The organism is Haemophilus sputorum HK 2154 (assembly GCF_000287615.1).
GTDB lineage: Bacteria > Pseudomonadota > Gammaproteobacteria > Enterobacterales > Pasteurellaceae > Haemophilus_A > Haemophilus_A sputorum.
Genome location: NZ_ALJP01000003.1, coordinates 44660 through 65791, shown reverse-complemented (window position 1 = coordinate 65791; position 21132 = coordinate 44660). Strand labels below are relative to the sequence as shown.

Below are 21132 nucleotides of genomic sequence, written 5' to 3'. Positions count from 1 at the left end.
AAATTATTTATGATTGCATTTTTATGAAAGCACTAGAAATTATCGATCTTGTTAAAACTTATCCTACCGGCGTAAAAGCGGTGCAAGGAATCAATCTCACAGTAGAACAGGGAGATTTCTATGCCTTGCTTGGCCATAACGGCGCAGGAAAATCCACCACCATTGGCATCATTAGTGCCTTGGTTAATAAAACTAGCGGTCAGGTAAAGGTCTTTGGCTATGATTTAGACAGTGACAAAGCTGCGCTAAAACAACAAATTGGCTTAGTACCGCAAGAGTTTAACTTTAATCAGTTTGAACGCGTGATTGATGTTTTGGTACAACAGGCGGGATTTTATGGCATCAATAAATCAGAAGCCTTAACACGTGCTGAAATATGGCTCAAAAAACTAAATCTTTGGGAAAAGCGCACGCATCTAACTCGTGAGCTCTCTGGTGGGATGAAACGCCGTGTAATGATTGCTCGCGCGCTCATGCACGAGCCCAAATTATTGATTTTAGATGAACCAACTGCTGGGGTAGATATTGAGCTACGTCGTTCGCTGTGGCAATTTTTGCGTGAACTCAACGAACAAGGCACTACGGTTATTCTTACCACCCATTATTTGGAAGAAGCGGAAAATCTTTGTCGTCACATCGGTATTATTCAGCATGGTCAACTCATTGAAAACACCACAATGAAAGCGCTGCTAGCGACTTTAGAAAATGAATTTTTCGTGTTAGATGTGCAAAAAAATGCAGAAAATCGACCGCTTGTAATCGATGGATACGCTCATCGATGGCTTGATGAAAACACACTTGAAGTAGAAGTAAAACGCCAACAAGGGCTAAATAAACTGTTCGAACAGTTTAGCCAGCAAGGCATTGAGGTATTAAGCATGCGCAACCGTGCAAACCGCTTAGAAGAACTCTTTATAAATATGGCAGATTAGTATGAATTTAACTGGATTTCTAACACTTGCCGGCAGAGAATCCCGCCGGGTTATTCGCATTTGGAAACAGACTTTAGTTCCACCTATTATTACCACTACCCTTTATTTCTTAATTTTCGGGAAACTGATTGGTGGACGTATTGGTGAAATGAATGGCGTTAGCTATATGCAGTTTATTGCCCCCGGTTTAGTGATGATGACAGCCATTACCGCCTCTTATGTCAACACCGCGTCTTCCTTCTTTTTAAGCAAATTTACGCGGACTTATGAAGAACTGCTTGTCTCACCACTTTCTAGCCATGACATTATTTGGGGCTATATTATTGGCAGCATGATGCGTGGTGGGTTAGCTGGCATTTTAGTGATGCTCGTGTCGCTCTGCTTTGTTTCCTTTGATATTCACTCATGGGCGATAATCTTACTGACGCTGATGATGACTACTATTGCCTTTGCATTAGGGGGCTTTATCAATGCCATTTATGCGAAAACTTTTGATGATGTGGGGATTATCCCAACCTTCGTTTTAACACCGCTGACTTATTTAGGCGGGGTGTTTTACTCCATTTCTTTGTTACCTGAATTTTGGCAGACGGTATCTAAGTTTAACCCAATTGTGTATATGGTAAACGGCTTCCGTTACGGCTTTTTAGGCGTAAGTGATGTGCCTGTTATTTACACTTTTGGCGTATTACTTCTTTTTATCGTTGTGTTATACTCAGTTGCCTTTTCACTGATGGAAAAAGGTGTGGGATTACGAAGCTAGCATTCATTGCCACGGATAGATGAGAATAACTTTTGCTAATGTTAGCTAGTCATCCCTGAACTTATAATTCTCATCCTCAACCTTAAGGAATTCACATGAAAAAATTACATAAACTTGCCCTAGCGGGTATTTTTGCTTTTTCAGCTAACTTAGCCGCTGCTGAAGATATTACTGTTTTTGCTGCAGCTTCAATGACTAACGTCTTACAAGAAATCAATAAAGATTTCGAAAAAGCCAATCCTCAAGACAAAGTAACCTTCTCTTTTGCTTCTTCTTCTGTACTTGCAAAACAAATTGAGCAAGATGCACCAGCAGATGTGTTTATTTCTGCTGACCTAAAATGGATGGACTATGTAAAAGAAAAACAACCTGCAAAAACTAAAAACGTTGCAAATTTAGTGAAAAATGACTTGGTTCTCATTGCACCAGCGTCTAGTAAATTAAACGATACCAAAGTTGAAAACGTAGATTTTAAAGCAATCTTAAAAGATAGCTATTTATCCGTTGGTGATCCAGAACACGTTCCAGCAGGTAAATATGCGAAAAAAGCATTAGAACACTACAAACTTTGGGCTGATGTTGAACCTCGCTTAGCGCGTGCGAAAAACGTGCGTGATGCACTTTCTTTTGTTGAACGCGGTGAAGCGCCATTAGGTATTGTTTATTCAACAGATGCGAAAGTTTCAGCAGATAAAGTCAAAGTTATCGCGACCTTCCCACAAGAAAGCTATGGTGAAGTGGTTTATCCAGCAGCGACGGTGAGCGATAAAGCTGAAGCGAAAAAATTCTTAGACTTCCTCAAAACGCCAGCAGCAAAAGCAAAATTTGAAGCCGCTGGTTTCTATCCATTGCCATAATTGAGATGCCCTTGCAAGCTTGCAAGGGCTTTTTACCTTATGTTTGAATTTAGTCCACAAGAAATTGCCGCAATTTGGTTGAGCTTGAAAATTGCCAGTATAGCGGTCATTTTTTCTTTACCTTTTGCCATTGCTATTGCGTGGTTACTCTCTCGAAAAGAGTTCTGGGGTAAAAATTTACTAAATGGCATTGTCCATTTGCCATTAGTTCTTCCGCCTGTTGTGATTGGTTATTTACTGCTTATTTCAATGGCAAAACGCGGCGTAATTGGTCAATTCTTATGGGAGTGGTTCAATTTCTCTTTCAGCTTTTCTTGGAAAGGTGCCGTATTAGCCTCAATGGTAATGGCGTTTCCGTTGATGGTACGCTCAATTCGTTTAGCATTAGATGCCGTAGATATTAAATTAGAACAAGCAGCAAGAACGCTAGGTGCCAGCCCATTAAAGGTCTTTTTTACGCTAACTTTACCACTTTCATTTTCTGGCATTATTGCAGGTGCGGTTCTTGGTTTCGCTCGCTCTTTAGGTGAATTTGGCGCAACAATTACCTTTGTATCCAACATACCGAATCAAACGCAAACTATTCCAGCCGCGCTATTTACCTTCATTGAAACGCCGAATGGCGAACTTGCAGCCGCTCGCCTTTGTCTGGTTGCGATCGGTATTTCCCTATTAGCCTTATTCGCTTCAGAATGGCTTGCTCAGAGACAAAAACGCTATGCTCAAGCTTAATCTTACCCAACAATTAGGCGAATTATCGCTTGAAGCCAATCTTGAAATTCCTGCACAAGGTGTGACTGCAATTTTTGGGCGTTCGGGTGCAGGAAAATCTAGCTTAATCAATTTAGTCGCCGGACTTAGTCACCCAGATTCTGGCCGTATTACACTTGGTGAAAAAGTGTTATTTGATAGCCAAGCAGGTATCAATTTGCCACCTGAAAAACGTAAGATTGGCTATGTTTTTCAAGAGCCAAGATTATTCCCCCATTACACCATTGAGAAAAATCTCAAGTATGGTGTGAAGTATGCAGATAATGCACACTTTAAGCAAATCATCCAGTTGCTGGGTATTGAATCTTTATTAGCTCGCTATCCTGCTGGTTTATCCGGTGGAGAAAAACAGCGGGTCGCCATTGGTCGCGCGCTATTAAGTCAGCCCGATATTCTACTGATGGATGAACCACTTTCTGCACTCGATCTGCCTCGTAAAAAAGAGTTACTTGACTATTTAGCGACGTTAGCTAAAAGTGTAGCAATCCCCATTCTCTATGTTACCCATAGCCTAGATGAGATCGTTCGCTTAGCGGACAGACTGATTCTGATTGAACGTGGTAAAATCGTTGCTTTTGACACGGTTAATCATGTATGGCATAGCCCAATTTTTGCCGATTGGCAGCCCGATTCACAAAAAATGAGCTTATTGGAATTACCGATTAGCCAACATCAGCCTGAATATCATATGTTAGGTTTAGCGATTGCGCAGCAACACCTTTGGATTCCCGTATTGCCACGTTATCAATTCGGGGAAAAACTTCGCCTGACTATTGCAAGTAAAGACGTTTCAATAGTCTTAGAAAAACCGCAATATAGCTCAATTCGTAACATTCTCAAAGGTGAAATTGTTGAGATTGAAGAACAACAAGATCGCGTTGATATCGCAGTAAAAATTGGTTCAGAAACGATTTGGGCAAGCATTAGCCTTTGGTCGTTTGATGAAATGGCATTAACCATTGGGCAATCTGTTTATATTCAAATTAAAACAGTTTCGTTATAGCTTGTTGGTTGATTGGCAAAATCTCAGTAAAATATGACCGCTTGTAAAGAGGGAAAAAGATGTCGGAAGAAAAATGTGTTGTAGAAGTGATTTACGCTTATCCTGATCGTTATTTCTTAAAGAAAGTCACACTTAGCGCACCAACTACTGTGCAAAATGTCATTTTGCAATCAGGCGTGTTAGAGAAATATACTGAGATTGATTTACGGAAAAACAAGGTAGGGATTTTTAGTCGTTCGGTTAAATTAACTGATATGGTAAATGATGGCGACCGTATTGAAATTTATCGACCATTGCTTGCTGATCCAAAAGAAATTCGACGTCAACGCGCACAAGAACAAGCAGCAAAATCTAAATAATCATAAAAATAAAAAGAAGGCTTTCGCCTTCTTTTTTCGCTTTAGCGAGCGTATTTGCCAGCCATTGCCTGATAAACTAAATTCTCGTTCGTTAAAATGGTATATTTTTGGTTCAAAATCGAAAGTTGTGAATTCAACTCTGTATTCATCGCCGCAATCCATAAACGGAATTCTGATAAACCCGCATCGTAGCGATTTTTATAGTACTGAGTAATTTTCTTATTATGCTCATGTACTTTTTGTAAAGTCGCTAAGCTATTGCGTGATTGCTGATAAGTGTAGTAGTAACGATCAATTTCATTTAACGCAGTTGTTACGGTTTGCTCGTAATTTGCACGGGTTGTTAAATAATTTTGCTCTGATACTTTAATGTTATTTTGCACACGCGCCCAATCTAAGAATGGTAGGCTTAATGAAATAACACCACTGCCGACTGGATTATCGCCCACATCACGCACTTTTGAAGCACTACTTGATAAAGAAGCACCTAACGTTAATGTTGGGAACCAACTCTTCTCTGTTGCAGTTAGCGTGTTAAATTGGCTTTGTAAACGTTGAAGTGCCGCCGTCACATCAGGGCGATTTGCAATCACCGATACTGGCACATTCGTATCCACACCTTGTAATTTCACGCTCAAAATACTTGGATATTTCGCTGGTAACGGTTGATTTGGTTTTAAATTCAACAAGTTACGCAAGGTTTGCTCTGCAATTTTTAAATTTGCACGTAAACTAATCACATTATTACGCGCATTAAGCGTTGCTTGCTGTGCTTGTTCTACGGCTAATGGATCGATTGCACCTGCGGCTAATTTATTGTTTAAAATATTGGCAATGCTTTCGTAGTTCTTAATCGTACGTTCTGTCACTGCAATCGCATCTTTGTAGTACGCAATCTGATAATAGGTTGCCACCACAGAATTGATTAACGATAAACGCGTTGATTTTAAATCTTCGATCGTCGCTTTATGTTCCCACTCAGCCGCGCTTGCTGTATCAGCTAAACGACGCCATAAATCAACAGTATAACTTAAGCTAAAGGTTGCAGTATTAGTAATGGTTGAAGTGCCAACCGATCTTTCATTTGAGCTGCTGCCCAAACCTTTTGCTGCGGAAGCAGAACCTGATCCGCTAAAGGTTGGAATTAAATTTGCACCCACTAAATTCGCATTGTATAACGCTTTATTTACTGCAATCGCACTTTTCGCTAAATTCAAGTTATTAGCAATGGCTTCATCGACTAAGCTATTTAATTGGCTATCGTTATAACCACGCCACCATTGTTCATTGATTGAGAACTGCTTGGTAATTTCTTCATAGTTTTGATAATCTTGTTGAGCAGCTTCTAACGAACCATCTTTGCTCATTTGGTTAGAACATGCAGAAACAGCAAGCCCTAACACAACAGAAAAAGCTAATTTTGATAATTTCATGTTATCCCTACTGTTGTTAAAAATTTTGTAAATCTTGCCAGAAAAACGACCGCTTACTTTGCCAATAATTGGTTAATTAACGCTTGATGACGAATTTTTTGTGGCACTAATTTAAGACGTTCTGCGGTTAAAATGGCTTTTAATTCACTTAATGCTTGATTGAAATCATCATTGATAATGACATAGTCAAACTCATCATAATGACTCATTTCTGACTCAGCTTCCGCCATACGTTTGCTGATAGTTTCAGCAGAATCTTGGCCACGCCCGATAAGACGTTGTTCAAGTTCTTCGCGAGAAGGAGGCAAAATAAAAATAGTTTTGACATTCGGCACTTTTTCTCGAATTTGACGCGCGCCTTGCCAATCAATATCTAAAAAGACATCAATCCCTTGTTCAAGCGAGCGCTCAATCATCGGTAATGATGTACCATAATAATTCCCAAAAACTTCTGCCCACTCTAAAAAATGGCCTTTTTCAATAAGTGATTCGAATTCTGTATGGCAAGTAAAATAATAATGTACGCCATCTTCTTCTGCTGGACGTGGTTGGCGAGTGGTATGAGAAATAGAAAGTTGGACTTCATGACGAGGCAAATCGGCAAGTAAAGCGTTAATAAGGGAAGATTTGCCGGCGCCACTTGGGGCAGAAAGAATATAAAGATTACCTAAACGCATATAAACCTACTTGTAGTATGCCAACTAAAAACAAAGGTGCAACAAGTTGCACCTCACCTTTTTATTGATTATTTTTTCGCAAGAGGTGGAACGAAGGTAATACCTAAATCCCACGGCTGTTCAATCCAAGTTTCTTGTGGAATATCAATAACGTAATCATCCACTAATGGTGCACCAGCTGGTTTTGCAAATACTGTTACAAATTTAGCTTTTGGATACATTTTACGAATTTCACGCGCAGTGTTACCTGTATCCACTAAATCATCAACTACGATAAAACCTTCACCATCAGTTTGGGCTGCGTGCAACACGTTTAATTCACCTTGATTATCATGATCATAACTTGCTACACACACAGTTTCTACGTGACGTAAACTTAATTCACGCGCTAAAACAGCTGCAGGGAATAAACCGCCACGGCTTACCGCAATAATACCTTTCCATTGCGTTGCAGGTAAAAGACGCTCCGCTAATTTACGGGCGTGCATATGGAACATGTCCCAAGTTACCACATATTTTTCATTAGTGTATTTTTCACTCATAATTGATTCCTAAAGGTCTTATCGGCAAGCATACCGAATTAAAAAAATTGTCGTATTTTACCCTAATTTTTCGCATTAGGCTAATATTCTCAAGCGACTATTTTACTTTCAGTTTTTTGCCTACGGTAATTTGGTTATTTTTTATATTATTGAGCTGGCTTAACTTTTCTGGTGTCGTGTTATAAGCTCTAGCAATAGAGTAAAGCGTTTCATCTTGGGCAACAACATGGTAACCATTCGTTGATTTTTTAATCTCTTTACGCTCTAATTTTTCCTCTTTTTTCTCGTCTTTATTTACTTTGGCTTTTTCTTTTACATTCTTATCTTCTACTTTGCTATTTTTATCAGTCGATTTTTCACGAGTAGATTTTTCATTATTTTTCTTATCTTTGCTTGTTTCTTTTTCGCTAGCTTTTTCTTTTACTTTCTCTTTTTTATCCGCTTTTTCTGATTTTTCAGTTTTTTCCGTATCCAAAACATTAACGCCTTTCGGATTCGAAATGCCTAAATGGCGGTTACGATATGCAACTAAACCATAATAAATTGATTTTGCAATCATCTTGCGATAAGTTGGGCTAGCCAGTTTTTGTTCTTCCGCAGGATTTGATAAGAAACCTGTTTCCACCAAAATAGAAGTAATATCTGGCGAACGTAATACGCTTAAGCTTGCATGCTGCGGAGAAGATTTAGCCAAACTCACAAATGGAGACAAGCGAGAAAGGACAGTTTTCCCTAATTCATAACCTGAACGTTGAGCGTGTGAGAACTGAAGGTCTAACACGGTCTGATTAAAATATTTTTCATTATTGTTAGATAAAATTCGGCCTGCGCCACCTAATAGCTCCGATTGTTTTTCACTCTCTTCCAACCATTTTCCCATCTCATCGCTCGCACGACGATTAGATAATACCCAAACTGAAGCACCTTTCATACTCGAAGAAGTTGGAGATGAGTCCGCATGAATAGAAACTAGATAATTCGCTTTATGTTTACGCGCAATTTCAGTACGTTCTGGTAGTTGAATGAAATAATCACCACTACGCGTCATTACTGCTTTAAAATTGGGATCGGCATCTAACAACGCTTTTAATTCTTTAGCAATGGCAAGTGTTACCGTTTTTTCTTTAATCCCAAGCGTACTCCCAATTGCGCCTGGGTCTTTTCCACCATGCCCAGCATCAATTGCAACTACGGTTTTGGCAATACTTAGCCCGCTAATCAAGCAGGCAAATAACATCATAAAAAAACGGTTTTTAAAACTATTCATTCTATGTCCTAATAAAAACTTAACGATCAAGCGGTCTAATTTGGTGATAATTTTGCAAGCAGTTGTGCAATCACATCAGTTTGTGGATTAAGTGTAATTCGGCGTCCTTCACCTTCATAATCGATTTGAATAATCAAATCAGCCGATGGAATCATACCCTCGCCTTTACTTGCCCATTCTAATAAACATAATGTCTGCGCACGGAAATAATCCCGAATGCCCATAAACTCCAATTCTTCGGGATCGGCTAGGCGATATAAATCAAAATGGTACAAATGATATGGTGGGAGCGCATACTCTTCTACCAGCGTATAAGTTGGGCTTTTCACATTACCTGGGTGACCAAAGCTTTGCACAATACGGCGCGTCAGTGTCGTTTTTCCCGCCCCTAATTCACCGTTTAAGTAAACTACTAATGAGTGCGTACTATCTTCTGCTAAATAGGCTTTAAAAACTTCGGCTAAATGCTCGCCAAAGGTAAGTAATTGGGCTTCTTCCGGAAAAGAAAAAGAAAGAAAATCTTTCATTATATCTCTCTTGTTCATGGTAAAGCCGAATGCATCACAATAACAGAGCAACGCATCGACTTTTGGACCATCATATCTTAATTTGGTTTAATCTAAACGAATAAAATGTTCACGATAAAATTTTAATTCGTTAATTGACTCTCGAATATCATCTAACGCCAAGTGCGTATTCTGCTTTTTAAAGCCTTTTAACATCTCCGGCTTCCAGCGACTCGCTAACTCTTTTAATGTGCTCACATCTAAATAGCGATAGTGGAAATAGTCTGCAAGGTCGGGCATATATTTAAACAAAAAGCGTTTATCTTGCGCGACACTATTGCCACAAATAGGGGAAGCCCCTTTAGGTACCCAGCGTTTGAGGAAGTCTAACGTTTGCAATTCAGCGGCGCGTTCGGTTAATTTACTCGCTTTAACGCGCTCAATTAAGCCATTTTCCGTATGCGTTTTTACACACCAATCACTCATTTTTGCTAATAATTCATCCGATTGCTTCACGGCAAGTACAGGGCCTTCCGCCAAAATATTGAGATCTTTATCCGTTACAATAGTCGCAATTTCAATAATACGTTCTTTTTCTGGATCAAGCCCTGTCATTTCTAAATCGATCCAGATTAAATTTTGCTTATCTTGACTCATAATTTTTCCTTATTCACTAATGCTTGCATCACTACCTCTGGCACAAAAGGAGCAATATCGCCATGATGTTTGTAAATTTCTCGAATCATCGTTGATGACAGATAGCGCCAAGTGACTGAAGGTGGAAAAAAAATCGTTTCTAATTCCCCTGCTAATTGATTATTTAGCTGTGCCAGCTGAATTTCATATTCCACATCATCACTACCACGAATACCTCGGATCAAGGTTTTTGCTTGATGCTGCTTAGCAAAATCTGCAAGCAATCCACTAAATCCGACCGCTTGCACATTTGTTAAATGTGCACAACTTTGCTCCACAAGAGAAACACGTTCTTCTAAACTAAACAGCGGCTGCTTGCTCGGATTTTTCGCCACTGCCACAATGACCTGATCAAACAATCTTGCTGCACGCTCAATAATATTTAAATGCCCATGACTAATTGGGTCAAATGTTCCCGCATAAATACTAATTTCTTTCATTATTCTTCTCTAAATAAGGCGCAAGTAAAGCTAAATGGCGCTCTAATGCCCCTTGGTTTTCTTGTAGTACACTAAAGCCTGCCGTGGCAATTGTTTTACGCGCGTCACGATTTTCTAATAAAAATTCAACCGCTTGCACGAGCGATTGCGTATCACTGTTGACTTCAACAAATCCTTTTACCTCAGCGAGTTTGGCAAAAATTTCTGGAAAATTATAAGTATAAACACCAGAAATCACAGGCAACTCGAAAGCAATCGGCTCAAGTGGATTATGCCCACCATGTTTTACTAAACTGCCCCCAACAAAAGCCACTTTCGATAAACCATAAAGTAACATCATCTCACCCATTGTATCGCCTAAAAGTACTTGGGTGCTTCCTGAAAGGACTGTTTGTTCAGTGCGTTTCACATAAGCTAAACCAGATTTTTGAATTAACGTTTCCACATCAGCAAACCGTTCTGGATGACGAGGAACTAAAATCAAGACAAGATTAGGATGTTTTTCTAGCAACGCTTGATGCGCTTCTAAAATAATTTTTTCCTCACCTTCATGGGTACTGCCTGCAATCCAAATAGGACGATAATGCACGTTTAGTTCATGTGCTGTATCAATCACTGTTTTACGCAGTGCCTCATCGATTTCTAAATCAAATTTCAGATTACCCGTTGTCACCAATTTTTCAGGCGGGAAACCTAATGCCAAATAACGATCGGCGCTTACGCTATCTTGTGCCATGAGTAATGAGATCTCATGCAGCATATTATGGATACCCGATTTCACCCAACCATAACGTTTGGCTGAACGAGGAGATAGTCTGGCATTAGCCAAAACAAATGGAATGTGATGCTGATACAAACGACGAATCAGATTCGGCCATAATTCTGTTTCAATCACGATCATCAATTTAGGATCGATAAAAGTAATAAAACGCTCTATCGCACCTGGCAGATCATAAGGTAAATAAAAATGCGAAACTGAATTGCCAAATGCGGCTTTAACCCTTTCTGAACCCGTTGGTGTAACAGTGGTAATAGTTACCGCTAACTGAGGATATTTTGCTTGAACCGCTTTAATTAAAGGGGTCGCGGCAATCACTTCTCCTACCGAAGCAGCATGAATAACCACCCCTTTCGCTGATGGCGGGATTACATTGCCATAAAAACCATAACGCTCAGCTAAACGCGCCCGATATTCCGGTTGTTTCCAGCTTTTTCGCCACATAAAAAATAAAATGAGTGGCTGAATAAGATAACTCAGTAAGGTATAACAATAGCGCAACATTACTGACGCTCCGCAAGCGGTCGATTTTCTGCATTTTTTTGCAAACCCCAAAAGAGCGCTAAGGTCGTGAAATAAAACATAGTGCCAGAATTATGCATAAAAAAGGCTTGTGAGAGACAATAACTCATCGTTAATAAAATATGACTCGCTCCTAGAATATTCCAAAGCTGTTTCAGGCTACCTTGCGCTGCCGTTCTCAAGTTACGCCAAAACGCAATCAATGGCATAAAGAAAACAAGTAATAATGCGCTAAAACCAAACAGGCCACGTACTGAGGCATCATGTAAAAATTGGTTATGAGCATGCGCAAATTGCGCCGCATAGGCAGAAATTCGACCTTCTTGTAAGTGCTGTTGGCGCATCTCTTTTACGCCCTCTAGCCCCCAACCAAAAATCGGTTTTTCTTGAATGCCAAGCCAAGCACTCTTCCACATATCAAAACGCGCACCTAAGGAAGTATTGCCATCATTGCGTTCAATATATGCGGCAATATCTTGTTCTGCTTCAGCATAACGTTTCTGGATAACATTATTTGCTGCAACACCACAGACTAATACCACCGCAAGTACTGCCACTGAAATCCATTTAGAAACCATTTTGCGGTTCCACCAAAATATCAATAGCATAACGACAGGTGCGCCAATCCAAGCGCCACGCGCAGTAGTTAAAAAGCTGGCTAATAACGCACCAAGCATGCCTAAAAGGCTAAGTGCAATACCAATTTTCTGTTTTTGCGAGAGAAAATAAAATAAGCTGGCAAAAGCAAAAATCGCAAGCGACATCGCAATATCACCCGCTTGAATATGCATAAAAGAAGGAAATGGTCTTTCAATGTCTTGTGCAAATACTTGCCAACTAGCAATGATCCCAGCAAAAATTCCACCTACTGCAATACCTTGTACAATCATTTTCTGCGCTAATATACGTTGATAGCACAACATAATAATAGGCACACATAACAAGGTGCGGCTTGCTAAATCTAGCTCTCTCACTTTGCCGCCATGAATCAACAATGAAGCCACAAATAGCGCAAAATAAAATAAGATGCTACCAATCAACCATTTATCCATTCGATCAAAGTTTGGACGCTTGGAAGGTTGCTTAACATAAAAATACACGCCAACCAATGCTAAAAGGATGGGTAAGACGCTATAACTCCATTTTGCTTGAAGGATCAACACAAAAAAGAGCGCAATTAGCCCAGATAAAATACGATCAAGAGAAAATTGTTGATTTAGCATAAGCCGCTCGAAATAAAAGAAAATAAGATCAATTATACTGAAATTTTATCCAAATTCATTATCAGATTATTTTGAACTAATAATACTCATATGAATTTTCAACAATTGTGCTGCTAGAGTTATTGCTCTCATCAAACGTCTCAATTTTTAGCACATTACCGTAATTATCTACGGTATTTTTCCAAACTTTTATAGAAGACGAACTACCATCGCCAAAGCCATGAGGCGGAAAATCTTCAAGTTTGATTAGATGTCCATTGGCATCAAAAGTCCTGACTTCTTTGCTGCCATAGCTGGTTTCGGTTTGTTCAACTAATTTGCCATCAACATATTTATTGGTAAATTTGATGGATTCATTATCAAAAATCTCATTTTTAATTTCTACAAGATTGCCCTGTTCATCATAATGATGGCTATATTTATTCATACCATTTTCAAGCTTCTCACACTTTTCTTCACAAGATTCATCTGCCGTTTTTTCAATGATTAACAAGCCATTTTTATCATAGGTATTTTCAGAGATGATTGCATTAGGAATATCTTTAGCTTTCCATTTCTGCGTTACCGTTAATGTTCCGTCTGCATTAGTGCGATAAAGATATTCGATCTCATCGCTATCTCCATTCCAAAAAGATTTGACTAAACGTCCTTGCTCGTCATACACAAAGCTCTGCACCAGAGCAAAGTTTCCGAGCGTTTCTTCTTTCGTTTTAAATCCCTGCGAATTAAAGTAAGTAATCTTATGTTCCAAAACCGAAGCGTTACTAGGATTGATCGATTTTGTTTCCCATTTCTTGACAGGCCCTTTCAAATTTAATAAGACTAAATCCGTTTTCAACTGAGCAAAAATGGTGGAGGAAAATAAGGTTAAAAAACATCCTAATAAAAAGCGTCTCATACAAAACTCCGTGAGGTAAAATAACTAAAAATATCAAATGATAACTTGATGTTGGAAGGCTCATCAGCAAGCGGTCGAATTTGCAAAATATTTTACAAATCCGACCGCTTGTTGAAATCTAGCCCTTATGCGGGTTACGCGTATTGGTGTCAGTTAAATTACGCATCAATAGTGCAAAATCTAACTCAATATCCGCAGGCACATCTAAGAAAACGAAATGCCCATCCCCTAAGCCCGCTTCTACGGATTCATTTTTACGGTTTAGCATTCGTTCAATTTTAAATACTACATTGCCTTTTGGCGTCATCATCTCAACTGAATCACCCACAAGGAATTTGTTTTTTACTGCCACTTCCGCCATGCCTTCTGCATTGCGTTTACCCGTAAATTCGCCCACAAATTGCTGACGCTCTGAAATTGAATAACCATATTCATAATTTTGATATTCATCATGTGTATGACGACGTAAGAAACCTTCGGTATAACCACGATGCGCTAAAGATTCTAAAGTATCTAACAAAGAGGTATCAAACGGTTTACCTTCGGCCGCATCGTCGATGGCTTTACGATAAACCTGCGCAGTACGCGCGCAGTAGTAGAAAGATTTTGTACGCCCTTCAATTTTTAAAGAATGGACGCCCATTTGAGTTAAACGCTCAACGTGTTGCACCGCGCGCAAATCTTTTGAGTTCATGAAATAAGTGCCATGTTCATCTTCAAAGGCAGTCATTTGCTCATCAGGACGATTCGGTTCAGTATAAAGGAAAACTTTATCTGTTGTTGCGCCTTCACCTAAGGTTGGTGCGACATTCGTCACCTCAATTTCAGGCGCATATTTCTGCACGCTCTCTTTTGGCACAATATTGCCGACTTCATCAGTTGTGCCTTCTTCCATTTTATATTCCCAACGGCACGCATTAGTACAGGTGCCTTGGTTTGGATCACGCTTATTGATATAACCTGAAAGTAAACAACGTCCAGAATACGCCATGCATAATGCACCATGAACGAAAATTTCTAATTCAATATCTGGTACATGTTGGCGAATTTCTTCAATTTCTTCTAATGACAGCTCGCGCGATAAAATCACGCGGGTTAGTCCCATTTGTTTCCAAAATTTTACCGTTGCCCAGTTTACTGCGTTCGCCTGCACAGAAAGGTGAATATCCATTTGTGGAAAATGTTCGCGCACTAACATAATCAAACCCGGATCTGACATAATTAGGGCATCCGGCTGCATATCTACAACAACTTGTAGATCTTTAATAAAAGTTTTAAGTTTTGAATTGTGTGGTGCAATGTTGACAACCACATAGAATTTTTTACCGAGTTGATGTGCTTCATCAATCGCAATTTTTAAGTTAGCGTGATTAAATTCATTGTTACGCACACGTAAGCTGTAACGAGGTTGTCCTGCGTAAACCGCATCTGCCCCATAAGCAAACGCATAGCGCATATTCTTTAATGTTCCTGCCGGTGAAAGCAGTTCAGGTTTAGCGTATTTTAAAGTCATTTGAGTTCTCTTCTGATAACAAGTCAGGACTTTCCTTGTGGGAAAGTGTAAAAGTGTCTATTTTCTAAGAAATAGGCTTTTCTATCAAGCAATAGATGGTTAAAATGCGATTTTATGTCACTCTTTAACTATAGGAAACATGATGAAATTCAAAACTCTTCTCGTTGCGCTGTTAATGAGCGCATCTACATTTAGCTTCGCAACTGGCGTGATGACTGAAATGTTTAAAATGAAAAAACAACTCAACGCATTAACTCAAGCTGAAAACCCAGATGCTTTTCATCAAGCAGCAGAAATCTTTGTGACTCAAGCACAAGAAGCGCAAAATAAAACGCCAATTAGCCTTTCAGCTGAAGAGGATGCTAACCGCTTAAAAGGTTATCAAGCAGGCATTCAAGAAGTGATTGATGTTGTTAAAAAAGCCGATTCTCAAGCCCAACAAGGCAAGCTAGATGAAGCAAAACAAACCATTGCAGTATTAGATGAGATGAAAAAGAAATATCATCAAGAATATAAATAATACAAAAGCCAATCAGCTTTTAACCTGATTGGCTTTCTTTTTGACTAACGCTTATTTTTCGTACGCAACCATAAATCTGCATATTTTACAAAGGTGGAATGCGCGGAAAGGATTGCAAGCAGAAATCCTTGCTTCCCATCTAAAAAGCCTGCTTTAAGGAAATACATTTTGATAAAACATCCTAACGCATGCGTTACGCCATCAAAAAGACTGGCTTTCTTACCTTGATTAGCACGCTGAATTGACCATGCTTGCGCATAATTCGCTGATTTCACTAAATAGTGATGAATGCTTTTATAAGTGAAATGCAACAAATCGCCTTTTAAGCTAATTACTTCTGTGCCTTTTGGATAATGTACTTTTTCATGCACTAGTTCATCACCATAACCAGCTAAATTTGTTGGATAAAGACGCACAACATAATCTGGATACCAACCACTGTGATAAATTTTCCGTCCAAACACTTCACTTAAACGCGCAAGACGATAAACTGCATTTTGTTTGTTATTTTTGACCGCTTGTAAGATACTCTCTTTTAAAGTTTCCGTGACTCGCTCATCCGCATCTAGCCATAATACATAATCACTGGTGACATATTGCTGAGCAAGCTGGCGTTGTTTACCAAAACCAGGCCAATCTGTATTGGTATAAAACTTTGCACCAAATTGTGCCGCAATTTCTGCTGTTTTATCTTGACTGCCGCTATCTAAAATTACAATTTCATCTACCCAACCTTTTACAGTTTCAAGACATTGCGCTAAATCTTGCGCTTCATTTTTTACAATCATAGCAACACTTAATGTCGGCATTTTATCTTCCTATCATCTAATGAATTTTTGCTATTCTACTTTAAAAAATAGCGACTTTGTGCTATTTTCTATGACAATTTCTTTATTTAAAAGGCAACTTTATGTCAATGACACTTACTACAAAACAAAAACAATTTTTAAAAGGACTGGCACATCATTTAAGCCCAGTGGTCATGCTGGGTGGCAACGGTTTAACTGAAGGCGTATTAGCTGAAATTGAAAATGCTTTAGATCACCATGAACTAATCAAAGTTAAAATTGCCGGTGCTGAGCGCGAAACTAAACAGCTTATTATTGATGCGATTGTGCGTGAAACCAAAGCCATCAATGTACAAACTATCGGCCATATTTTAGTCCTTTATCGCCAAAGCGAAGAGAAGAAAATCACGCTTCCGAAAGCAACAAAATCAATTTAATTTTCAATAAAATGGGCAAATGCATCGCATCTACGCCCATTTTTTATACTTTATTAACATCCTTATGATTAACAAACTCTCTTTTTATACTGCATTGATGTTATGTATTCCACTTGCGACTTGGTTTAGTGACTGGCATTGGCAAAATGATAACCATCTCATTGCAGGGTTTGATACCTTCATGTACTTTCTTACTGAAAGTGGATCTGTGCCTTATGCGTTAATTACTTGCGTGATTTTTACACTTTGGCTAATGAAGCTTTCTGCTAAACGCTATAGCTGGCTGTTAATTGGCTCAGTTTGTGTAGCCTCTATGGTTGGCACGCAAGCCATTAAAACGGTCGCCAAAGCAACATTTGCTGAACCAAGACCTTACGTTGTCAGCATGATGGGAACACCTGAACGCGTTGAACAATTTTATGAATTAACTCGAGATGAACGCGCTAATTTAGTGACTCAATACTATCAACAGCAAACTCATGATTTCCCATTGATTGTACATCATCGAGAAAACGAAACCGGTTATTCTTTCCCTTCTGGTCATACTATTTTTTCAGTCTCTTGGATGTTGCTTTTTGTTGGCTTATTATTAAATATTAAAACACCAGCAGCTCGCTTAGCACAGGGAATCATTGTGGTTTGGTCAGCACTAATGCTTATTAGTCGTGTACGATTTGGTATGCACTACCCGATTGATCTTTTTATTAGTACTTTATTAGCTTGGGGCTTTCATTGTGTACTCTTTACATGGGGAATACCTTTAGCAGAAAAATTCACACTTTTTAAAAAACGAGGCGAATTATGAGTATTTATTACGGACTTGACATTGGTGGCACAAAAATTGAGCTAGCCGTATTTAACGAACAGCTTGAGAAGCTTTATAGCGAACGAGTGCCTACACCACAAAGTAATTATGAAGATTGGCTATTTACTATCGAAAAGCTCGTGCGTAATGCCGATGAAAAATTCGGAGAAAAAGGTTCTGTTGGCTTAGGTATTCCTGGTTTTGTTAACCGTGAAAATGATATTGCTGAAATTACCAATATTCGCGTGGCTGATGGTAAGCCTATTCTCAAAGATTTAAGCCAACGTTTAGGTCGTGAAGTTCGTGCTGAAAACGACGCTAACTGCTTTGCCCTTTCTGAAGCTTGGGATGAAAATAACCAACAATATTCAACCGTTTTAGGGTTAATTATTGGGACTGGTTTTGGCGGCGGCTTAGTGTTTGATGGTAAAATTCATTCTGGACGAATCGGCATGGCTGGAGAAGTTGGCCATACTCAATTAAGCTACCATGCACTAAAATTATTAGGTTGGGATAAAGCCCCTATTTATGAATGTGGTTGTGGTAATCGTGCTTGCTTAGATACCTATATGTCAGGGCGTGGCTTTGAATTACTCTTTAGAGATCTAGCTGGCGAAGCTATTTCAGCAAAAGAAATCATTGAGCGTTTTTACCAAAAAGAAGAAAAAGTCGTCGCATTTGTTGAGAAATACATTGAACTGATGGCAATTTCTATTGCTCAGCTTATCACCATTTTAGATCCAGATATGATTGTATTCGGTGGTGGACTTTCAAACTTCGACCATATTTATGAAGCTTTACCAAAAGTGCTGCCACCTTATTTAATGCGTAGTGCTAAAGTTCCTGTGATTAAAAAAGCCATTCATGGCGACAGTGGTGGCACACGCGGTGCAGCTGCACTCTTTTTAAAATAATCTCTATCGCTTTATGGCTTGCCATAAAGCGATTTTTCTTATTTCGAGGCAAATTTATGTTACAAATTACTCCGATTCCAGCGCTCAGTGATAACTATATTTGGCTGATTCAGCAAAACGACCAAGCAATAATTGTTGACCCTAGTGAAGCACGTCCTGTGCTAGATTACCTTGCAAAACATTCACTAAATTTGACCGCTTGTTTGCTTACCCATCATCACAGCGATCACGTGGGTGGCGTAGATGAAATCAAAGCTCATTATCCTCATTTAACTATTTATGGCCCCGAAGAATGTGCCAACTGGGCAACTGAAATCGTGGTACCTGAAACGCATTTAACATTATTTGATTATGATGTTCGTATTATTGATAGTGCTGGCCATACTGAAGGACAAATTAGCTATCTATTTGGTAACGAATATTTATTCTGTGGGGATGCGCTGTTCTCTGGCGGTTGCGGACGCGTTTTTACTGGCGATTACCAAGCACAATTTGATACTCTTCAACGCTTTAAAGCGCTACCAAGTTTTGTCGAAATTTTTCCCGCACACGAATACACTATCAGCAATTTACGTTTTGCTGAAAAGGTTATGCCACCAAGTTGTGCATTATTTGAAGCACAAGAGCGAGCGGAAATTCTACAATCACGAAAACAACCAACGTTACCCACTACGTTAGAAAAAGAGCTTAGTATCAATCCATTCTTACAAGCGGTCGATTTAGCGCAATTTATTACACTTCGCCAACAAAAAGATCAGGCTTAACCCATTTCATTCGGCAGGTACCTTGAGGAATCTGCCGCCCTCTCTATCTTCTTTGGCTATCCTATGTTATAGTTACAGCCATTTTTTGATATAGTCAGCAAAGCGAGCAAACGGTGAATTTTGACCCACAAAATATGCCTAAACACGTCGCCATTATTATGGATGGCAACGGACGTTGGGCAAAACAACAAGGAAAAATGCGGGTTTTCGGCCATCAAAACGGCGTGAAAGCCGTTCGTGCAGCCGTAAGTTTTGCAGCAAAACACGGTATTGAAGTGTTAACTTTATACGCTTTCAGTAGTGAAAACTGGAGTCGACCAGCTGCAGAGGTTTCTGCACTAATGAGCTTGTTTATGAAAATGCTTGATTCCGAAGTCAAAAAGCTGCACAAAAATCAAATTCGATTAAAAATTCTAGGCGATAAAAAAGGGTTCAGCGAAAGTTTACAAAAACGCATTAACGAAGCTGAGACTTTAACCGCCAACAATACCGGATTAACACTAAATATTGCGGCTAATTACGGCAGCTATTGGGATATTACTCAAGCAGCTCAGCAACTTGCCATTAAAGTGAAACTAGGCGAAATCAATGCTGATGAGATTACCCCTGAACGTTTTCAACAAATGTTGGTAACAGGTAACCAACCGCAAGTTGATTTATTGATTCGCACTAGTGGTGAACAACGTATTAGCAACTTTTTGCTCTGGCAAATTGCTTATGCTGAACTATTTTTTACGCCTGTGCTTTGGCCAGATTTTAACGACAACACCTTCAGCGAAGCGATTGTTGCTTATCAACAACGCGAGCGCCGTTTTGGTGGCTGCTAATTTTTAACAAGGATATTAAAAAATGCTAAAAGAACGCATACTTTCTGCCATCGTTATGGTAATTGCTGTATTAGCCGCTATTTTCTTATTATCACCACTCCCATTAACCATTATTGTTACAGTGGTCGTATCATTAGGTATGTGGGAATGGGCTCAATTTGTTGGGTTTAAAACCCCCGTTTCACGTATGTTGATTGCTTTAGTAACAGGGGCAATTTTATTACTGTTAATTTTGGCTAATACCAATTACATCAATGCCACTAAATTTATTACGGATGGAACAGCACCCGTTCTCTTTATCGGCTGTATTTGGTGGATTTTTGCATTAGCTCTCGTGGTTTCGTATCCAAAATCAGCTTCATTATGGATGAAATCTGTTGTCGCAAAATTTATTTTTGGCTTAGCCACTTTACTACCGTTTTTAATCGGCTTTTTAGCTTTACGCTTCTACCATTACAACCAAGCACCATATCAAGGGACTTACTTATTGCTTTATGTGTGCTTGCTAGTTTGGGGCGCTGATTCAGGTGCTTATTTCTTCGGCCGTGCTTTTGGTAAACGCAAACTTGCCCCTAAAGTCTCTCCAGGTAAATCATGGGAAGGTGCATTAGGCGGATTATTAACTTCTTCTATTATTGCCTTTGCATTCTTAAAATTTGCCTCTACTGATGTTTTTGGGCGTGAATTCAATACAACTTACTTTATCTTAGTTTCAGTAGCAACTGTTGCGATTTCTATTTTAGGTGATTTGGCAGAAAGTATGTTTAAACGCCAAGCCGGCATTAAAGACAGTAGTAATTTAATTCCAGGACATGGTGGAATTTTAGATAGAATTGATAGCCTAACCGCTGCAATTCCATTCTTTGCAACGATGTTCTTCTTTGTACTTTAAGCTCA

The 21132-nt window shown here is 39.2% G+C and carries 24 protein-coding genes and 1 pseudogene; 13 read left to right on the top strand and 12 right to left on the bottom strand.

Going from position 1 to position 21132, the window contains the following annotated elements; genetic code table 11:
* Nucleotides 1–23: 23 nt before the first annotated feature.
* From HMPREF1128_RS00470 to HMPREF1128_RS00445, 6 genes are all read left to right on the top strand, one after another.
* Nucleotides 24–932 carry an ABC transporter ATP-binding protein gene (locus HMPREF1128_RS00470; protein ID WP_007523151.1) on the top strand — a complete coding sequence of 303 codons (909 nt, stop codon included), beginning with the start codon at nt 24–26 and terminating at the stop codon, nt 930–932.
* 1 nt (nt 933) lies between these two features.
* Nucleotides 934–1695 (top strand): ABC transporter permease, encoded by a 762-nt coding sequence (locus HMPREF1128_RS00465; RefSeq protein ID WP_007523083.1) that lies wholly within the window; start codon nt 934–936, stop codon nt 1693–1695.
* 95 nt (nt 1696–1790) lie between these two features.
* Nucleotides 1791–2552, top strand: coding sequence for a molybdate ABC transporter substrate-binding protein (modA, locus tag HMPREF1128_RS00460; protein WP_007523119.1), 762 nt, complete (start codon nt 1791–1793; stop codon nt 2550–2552).
* A gap of 39 nt (nt 2553–2591) precedes the next feature.
* On the top strand, nt 2592–3284 hold the full coding sequence (gene modB / locus HMPREF1128_RS00455) for a molybdate ABC transporter permease subunit (RefSeq protein WP_007522985.1): 693 nt from the start codon (nt 2592–2594) through the stop codon (nt 3282–3284).
* On the top strand, nt 3271–4326 hold the full coding sequence (modC, locus tag HMPREF1128_RS00450; protein ID WP_007523277.1) for a molybdenum ABC transporter ATP-binding protein ModC: 1056 nt from the start codon (nt 3271–3273) through the stop codon (nt 4324–4326). The genes modB and modC overlap by 14 nt, the downstream gene beginning before the upstream one ends.
* A gap of 59 nt (nt 4327–4385) precedes the next feature.
* The gene (locus HMPREF1128_RS00445; protein ID WP_007523201.1) at nt 4386–4685 is read left to right on the top strand and encodes an RnfH family protein; all 300 of its coding nucleotides are present in this window, start codon (nt 4386–4388) and stop codon (nt 4683–4685) included.
* Nucleotides 4686–4726: 41 nt separating this feature from the next.
* Here the strand turns inward: HMPREF1128_RS00445 and tdeA are convergent, their stop codons facing one another.
* The 11 genes from tdeA to trhP form a co-directional block, all read right to left on the bottom strand.
* Nucleotides 4727–6118 (bottom strand): toxin/drug exporter TdeA, encoded by a 1392-nt coding sequence (tdeA, locus tag HMPREF1128_RS00440; protein ID WP_007522979.1) that lies wholly within the window; start codon nt 6116–6118, stop codon nt 4727–4729.
* Between the two features lie 53 nt (nt 6119–6171).
* Nucleotides 6172–6795, bottom strand: coding sequence for a guanylate kinase (gmk, locus tag HMPREF1128_RS00435; protein WP_007523239.1), 624 nt, complete (start codon nt 6793–6795; stop codon nt 6172–6174).
* Nucleotides 6796–6863: 68 nt separating this feature from the next.
* On the bottom strand, nt 6864–7337 hold the full coding sequence (gene gpt / locus HMPREF1128_RS00430; RefSeq protein WP_007523041.1) for a xanthine phosphoribosyltransferase: 474 nt from the start codon (nt 7335–7337) through the stop codon (nt 6864–6866).
* Nucleotides 7338–7434: 97 nt separating this feature from the next.
* Nucleotides 7435–8604: an N-acetylmuramoyl-L-alanine amidase gene (locus HMPREF1128_RS00425; RefSeq protein WP_007523191.1), complete on the bottom strand. Its 1170-nt coding sequence runs from the start codon at nt 8602–8604 to the stop codon at nt 7435–7437.
* A gap of 35 nt (nt 8605–8639) precedes the next feature.
* The gene (tsaE, locus tag HMPREF1128_RS00420; protein ID WP_007523022.1) at nt 8640–9131 is read right to left on the bottom strand and encodes a tRNA (adenosine(37)-N6)-threonylcarbamoyltransferase complex ATPase subunit type 1 TsaE; all 492 of its coding nucleotides are present in this window, start codon (nt 9129–9131) and stop codon (nt 8640–8642) included.
* A gap of 87 nt (nt 9132–9218) precedes the next feature.
* Nucleotides 9219–9767 (bottom strand): oligoribonuclease, encoded by a 549-nt coding sequence (gene orn / locus HMPREF1128_RS00415; RefSeq protein WP_007523173.1) that lies wholly within the window; start codon nt 9765–9767, stop codon nt 9219–9221.
* Nucleotides 9764–10246 (bottom strand): pantetheine-phosphate adenylyltransferase, encoded by a 483-nt coding sequence (gene coaD / locus HMPREF1128_RS00410; protein ID WP_007523103.1) that lies wholly within the window; start codon nt 10244–10246, stop codon nt 9764–9766. Before coaD ends, orn begins: the two co-directional genes overlap by 4 nt.
* Nucleotides 10233–11528 (bottom strand): lipid IV(A) 3-deoxy-D-manno-octulosonic acid transferase, encoded by a 1296-nt coding sequence (gene waaA, locus HMPREF1128_RS00405; protein ID WP_007523178.1) that lies wholly within the window; start codon nt 11526–11528, stop codon nt 10233–10235. Before waaA ends, coaD begins: the two co-directional genes overlap by 14 nt.
* Nucleotides 11528–12769, bottom strand: a complete 1242-nt coding sequence (locus tag HMPREF1128_RS00400) for an O-antigen ligase family protein (protein ID WP_007523069.1) — start codon at nt 12767–12769, stop codon at nt 11528–11530. Before HMPREF1128_RS00400 ends, waaA begins: the two co-directional genes overlap by 1 nt.
* A 76-nt stretch (nt 12770–12845) precedes the next feature.
* On the bottom strand, nt 12846–13667 hold the full coding sequence (locus HMPREF1128_RS00395; protein ID WP_007523216.1) for a hypothetical protein: 822 nt from the start codon (nt 13665–13667) through the stop codon (nt 12846–12848).
* Nucleotides 13668–13785: 118 nt separating this feature from the next.
* Complete coding sequence (gene trhP, locus HMPREF1128_RS00390; protein ID WP_007523138.1) at nt 13786–15180, bottom strand: prephenate-dependent tRNA uridine(34) hydroxylase TrhP; 1395 nt, start codon at nt 15178–15180, stop codon at nt 13786–13788.
* A gap of 142 nt (nt 15181–15322) precedes the next feature.
* Between trhP and HMPREF1128_RS00385 the strand changes: the two genes are divergently transcribed.
* Nucleotides 15323–15700, top strand: coding sequence for a cytochrome b562 (locus HMPREF1128_RS00385; RefSeq protein WP_007523267.1), 378 nt, complete (start codon nt 15323–15325; stop codon nt 15698–15700).
* 44 nt (nt 15701–15744) lie between these two features.
* Here the strand turns inward: HMPREF1128_RS00385 and HMPREF1128_RS00380 are convergent, their stop codons facing one another.
* Nucleotides 15745–16509: a glycosyltransferase family 2 protein gene (locus HMPREF1128_RS00380; protein ID WP_007523094.1), complete on the bottom strand. Its 765-nt coding sequence runs from the start codon at nt 16507–16509 to the stop codon at nt 15745–15747.
* A 101-nt stretch (nt 16510–16610) separates the two neighbouring features.
* Between HMPREF1128_RS00380 and yhbY the strand changes: the two genes are divergently transcribed.
* From yhbY to HMPREF1128_RS00350, 6 genes and pseudogenes are all read left to right on the top strand, one after another.
* On the top strand, nt 16611–16925 hold the full coding sequence (gene yhbY / locus HMPREF1128_RS00375; protein WP_007523209.1) for a ribosome assembly RNA-binding protein YhbY: 315 nt from the start codon (nt 16611–16613) through the stop codon (nt 16923–16925).
* A 64-nt stretch (nt 16926–16989) separates the two neighbouring features.
* The gene (locus HMPREF1128_RS00370) at nt 16990–17730 is read left to right on the top strand and encodes a phosphatase PAP2 family protein (protein WP_007523012.1); all 741 of its coding nucleotides are present in this window, start codon (nt 16990–16992) and stop codon (nt 17728–17730) included.
* On the top strand, nt 17727–18644 hold the full coding sequence (gene nagK, locus HMPREF1128_RS00365; protein ID WP_007523136.1) for an N-acetylglucosamine kinase: 918 nt from the start codon (nt 17727–17729) through the stop codon (nt 18642–18644). The genes HMPREF1128_RS00370 and nagK overlap by 4 nt, the downstream gene beginning before the upstream one ends.
* Nucleotides 18645–18700: 56 nt before the next feature.
* Complete coding sequence (gene gloB, locus HMPREF1128_RS00360; RefSeq protein ID WP_007522993.1) at nt 18701–19408, top strand: hydroxyacylglutathione hydrolase; 708 nt, start codon at nt 18701–18703, stop codon at nt 19406–19408.
* Nucleotides 19409–19512: 104 nt separating this feature from the next.
* Nucleotides 19513–20235, top strand: a pseudogene (gene uppS / locus HMPREF1128_RS00355) (polyprenyl diphosphate synthase); the annotation flags it as partial.
* A 22-nt stretch (nt 20236–20257) separates the two neighbouring features.
* Nucleotides 20258–21127: a phosphatidate cytidylyltransferase gene (locus HMPREF1128_RS00350; RefSeq protein ID WP_007523248.1), complete on the top strand. Its 870-nt coding sequence runs from the start codon at nt 20258–20260 to the stop codon at nt 21125–21127.
* Nucleotides 21128–21132: the final 5 nt, after the last annotated feature.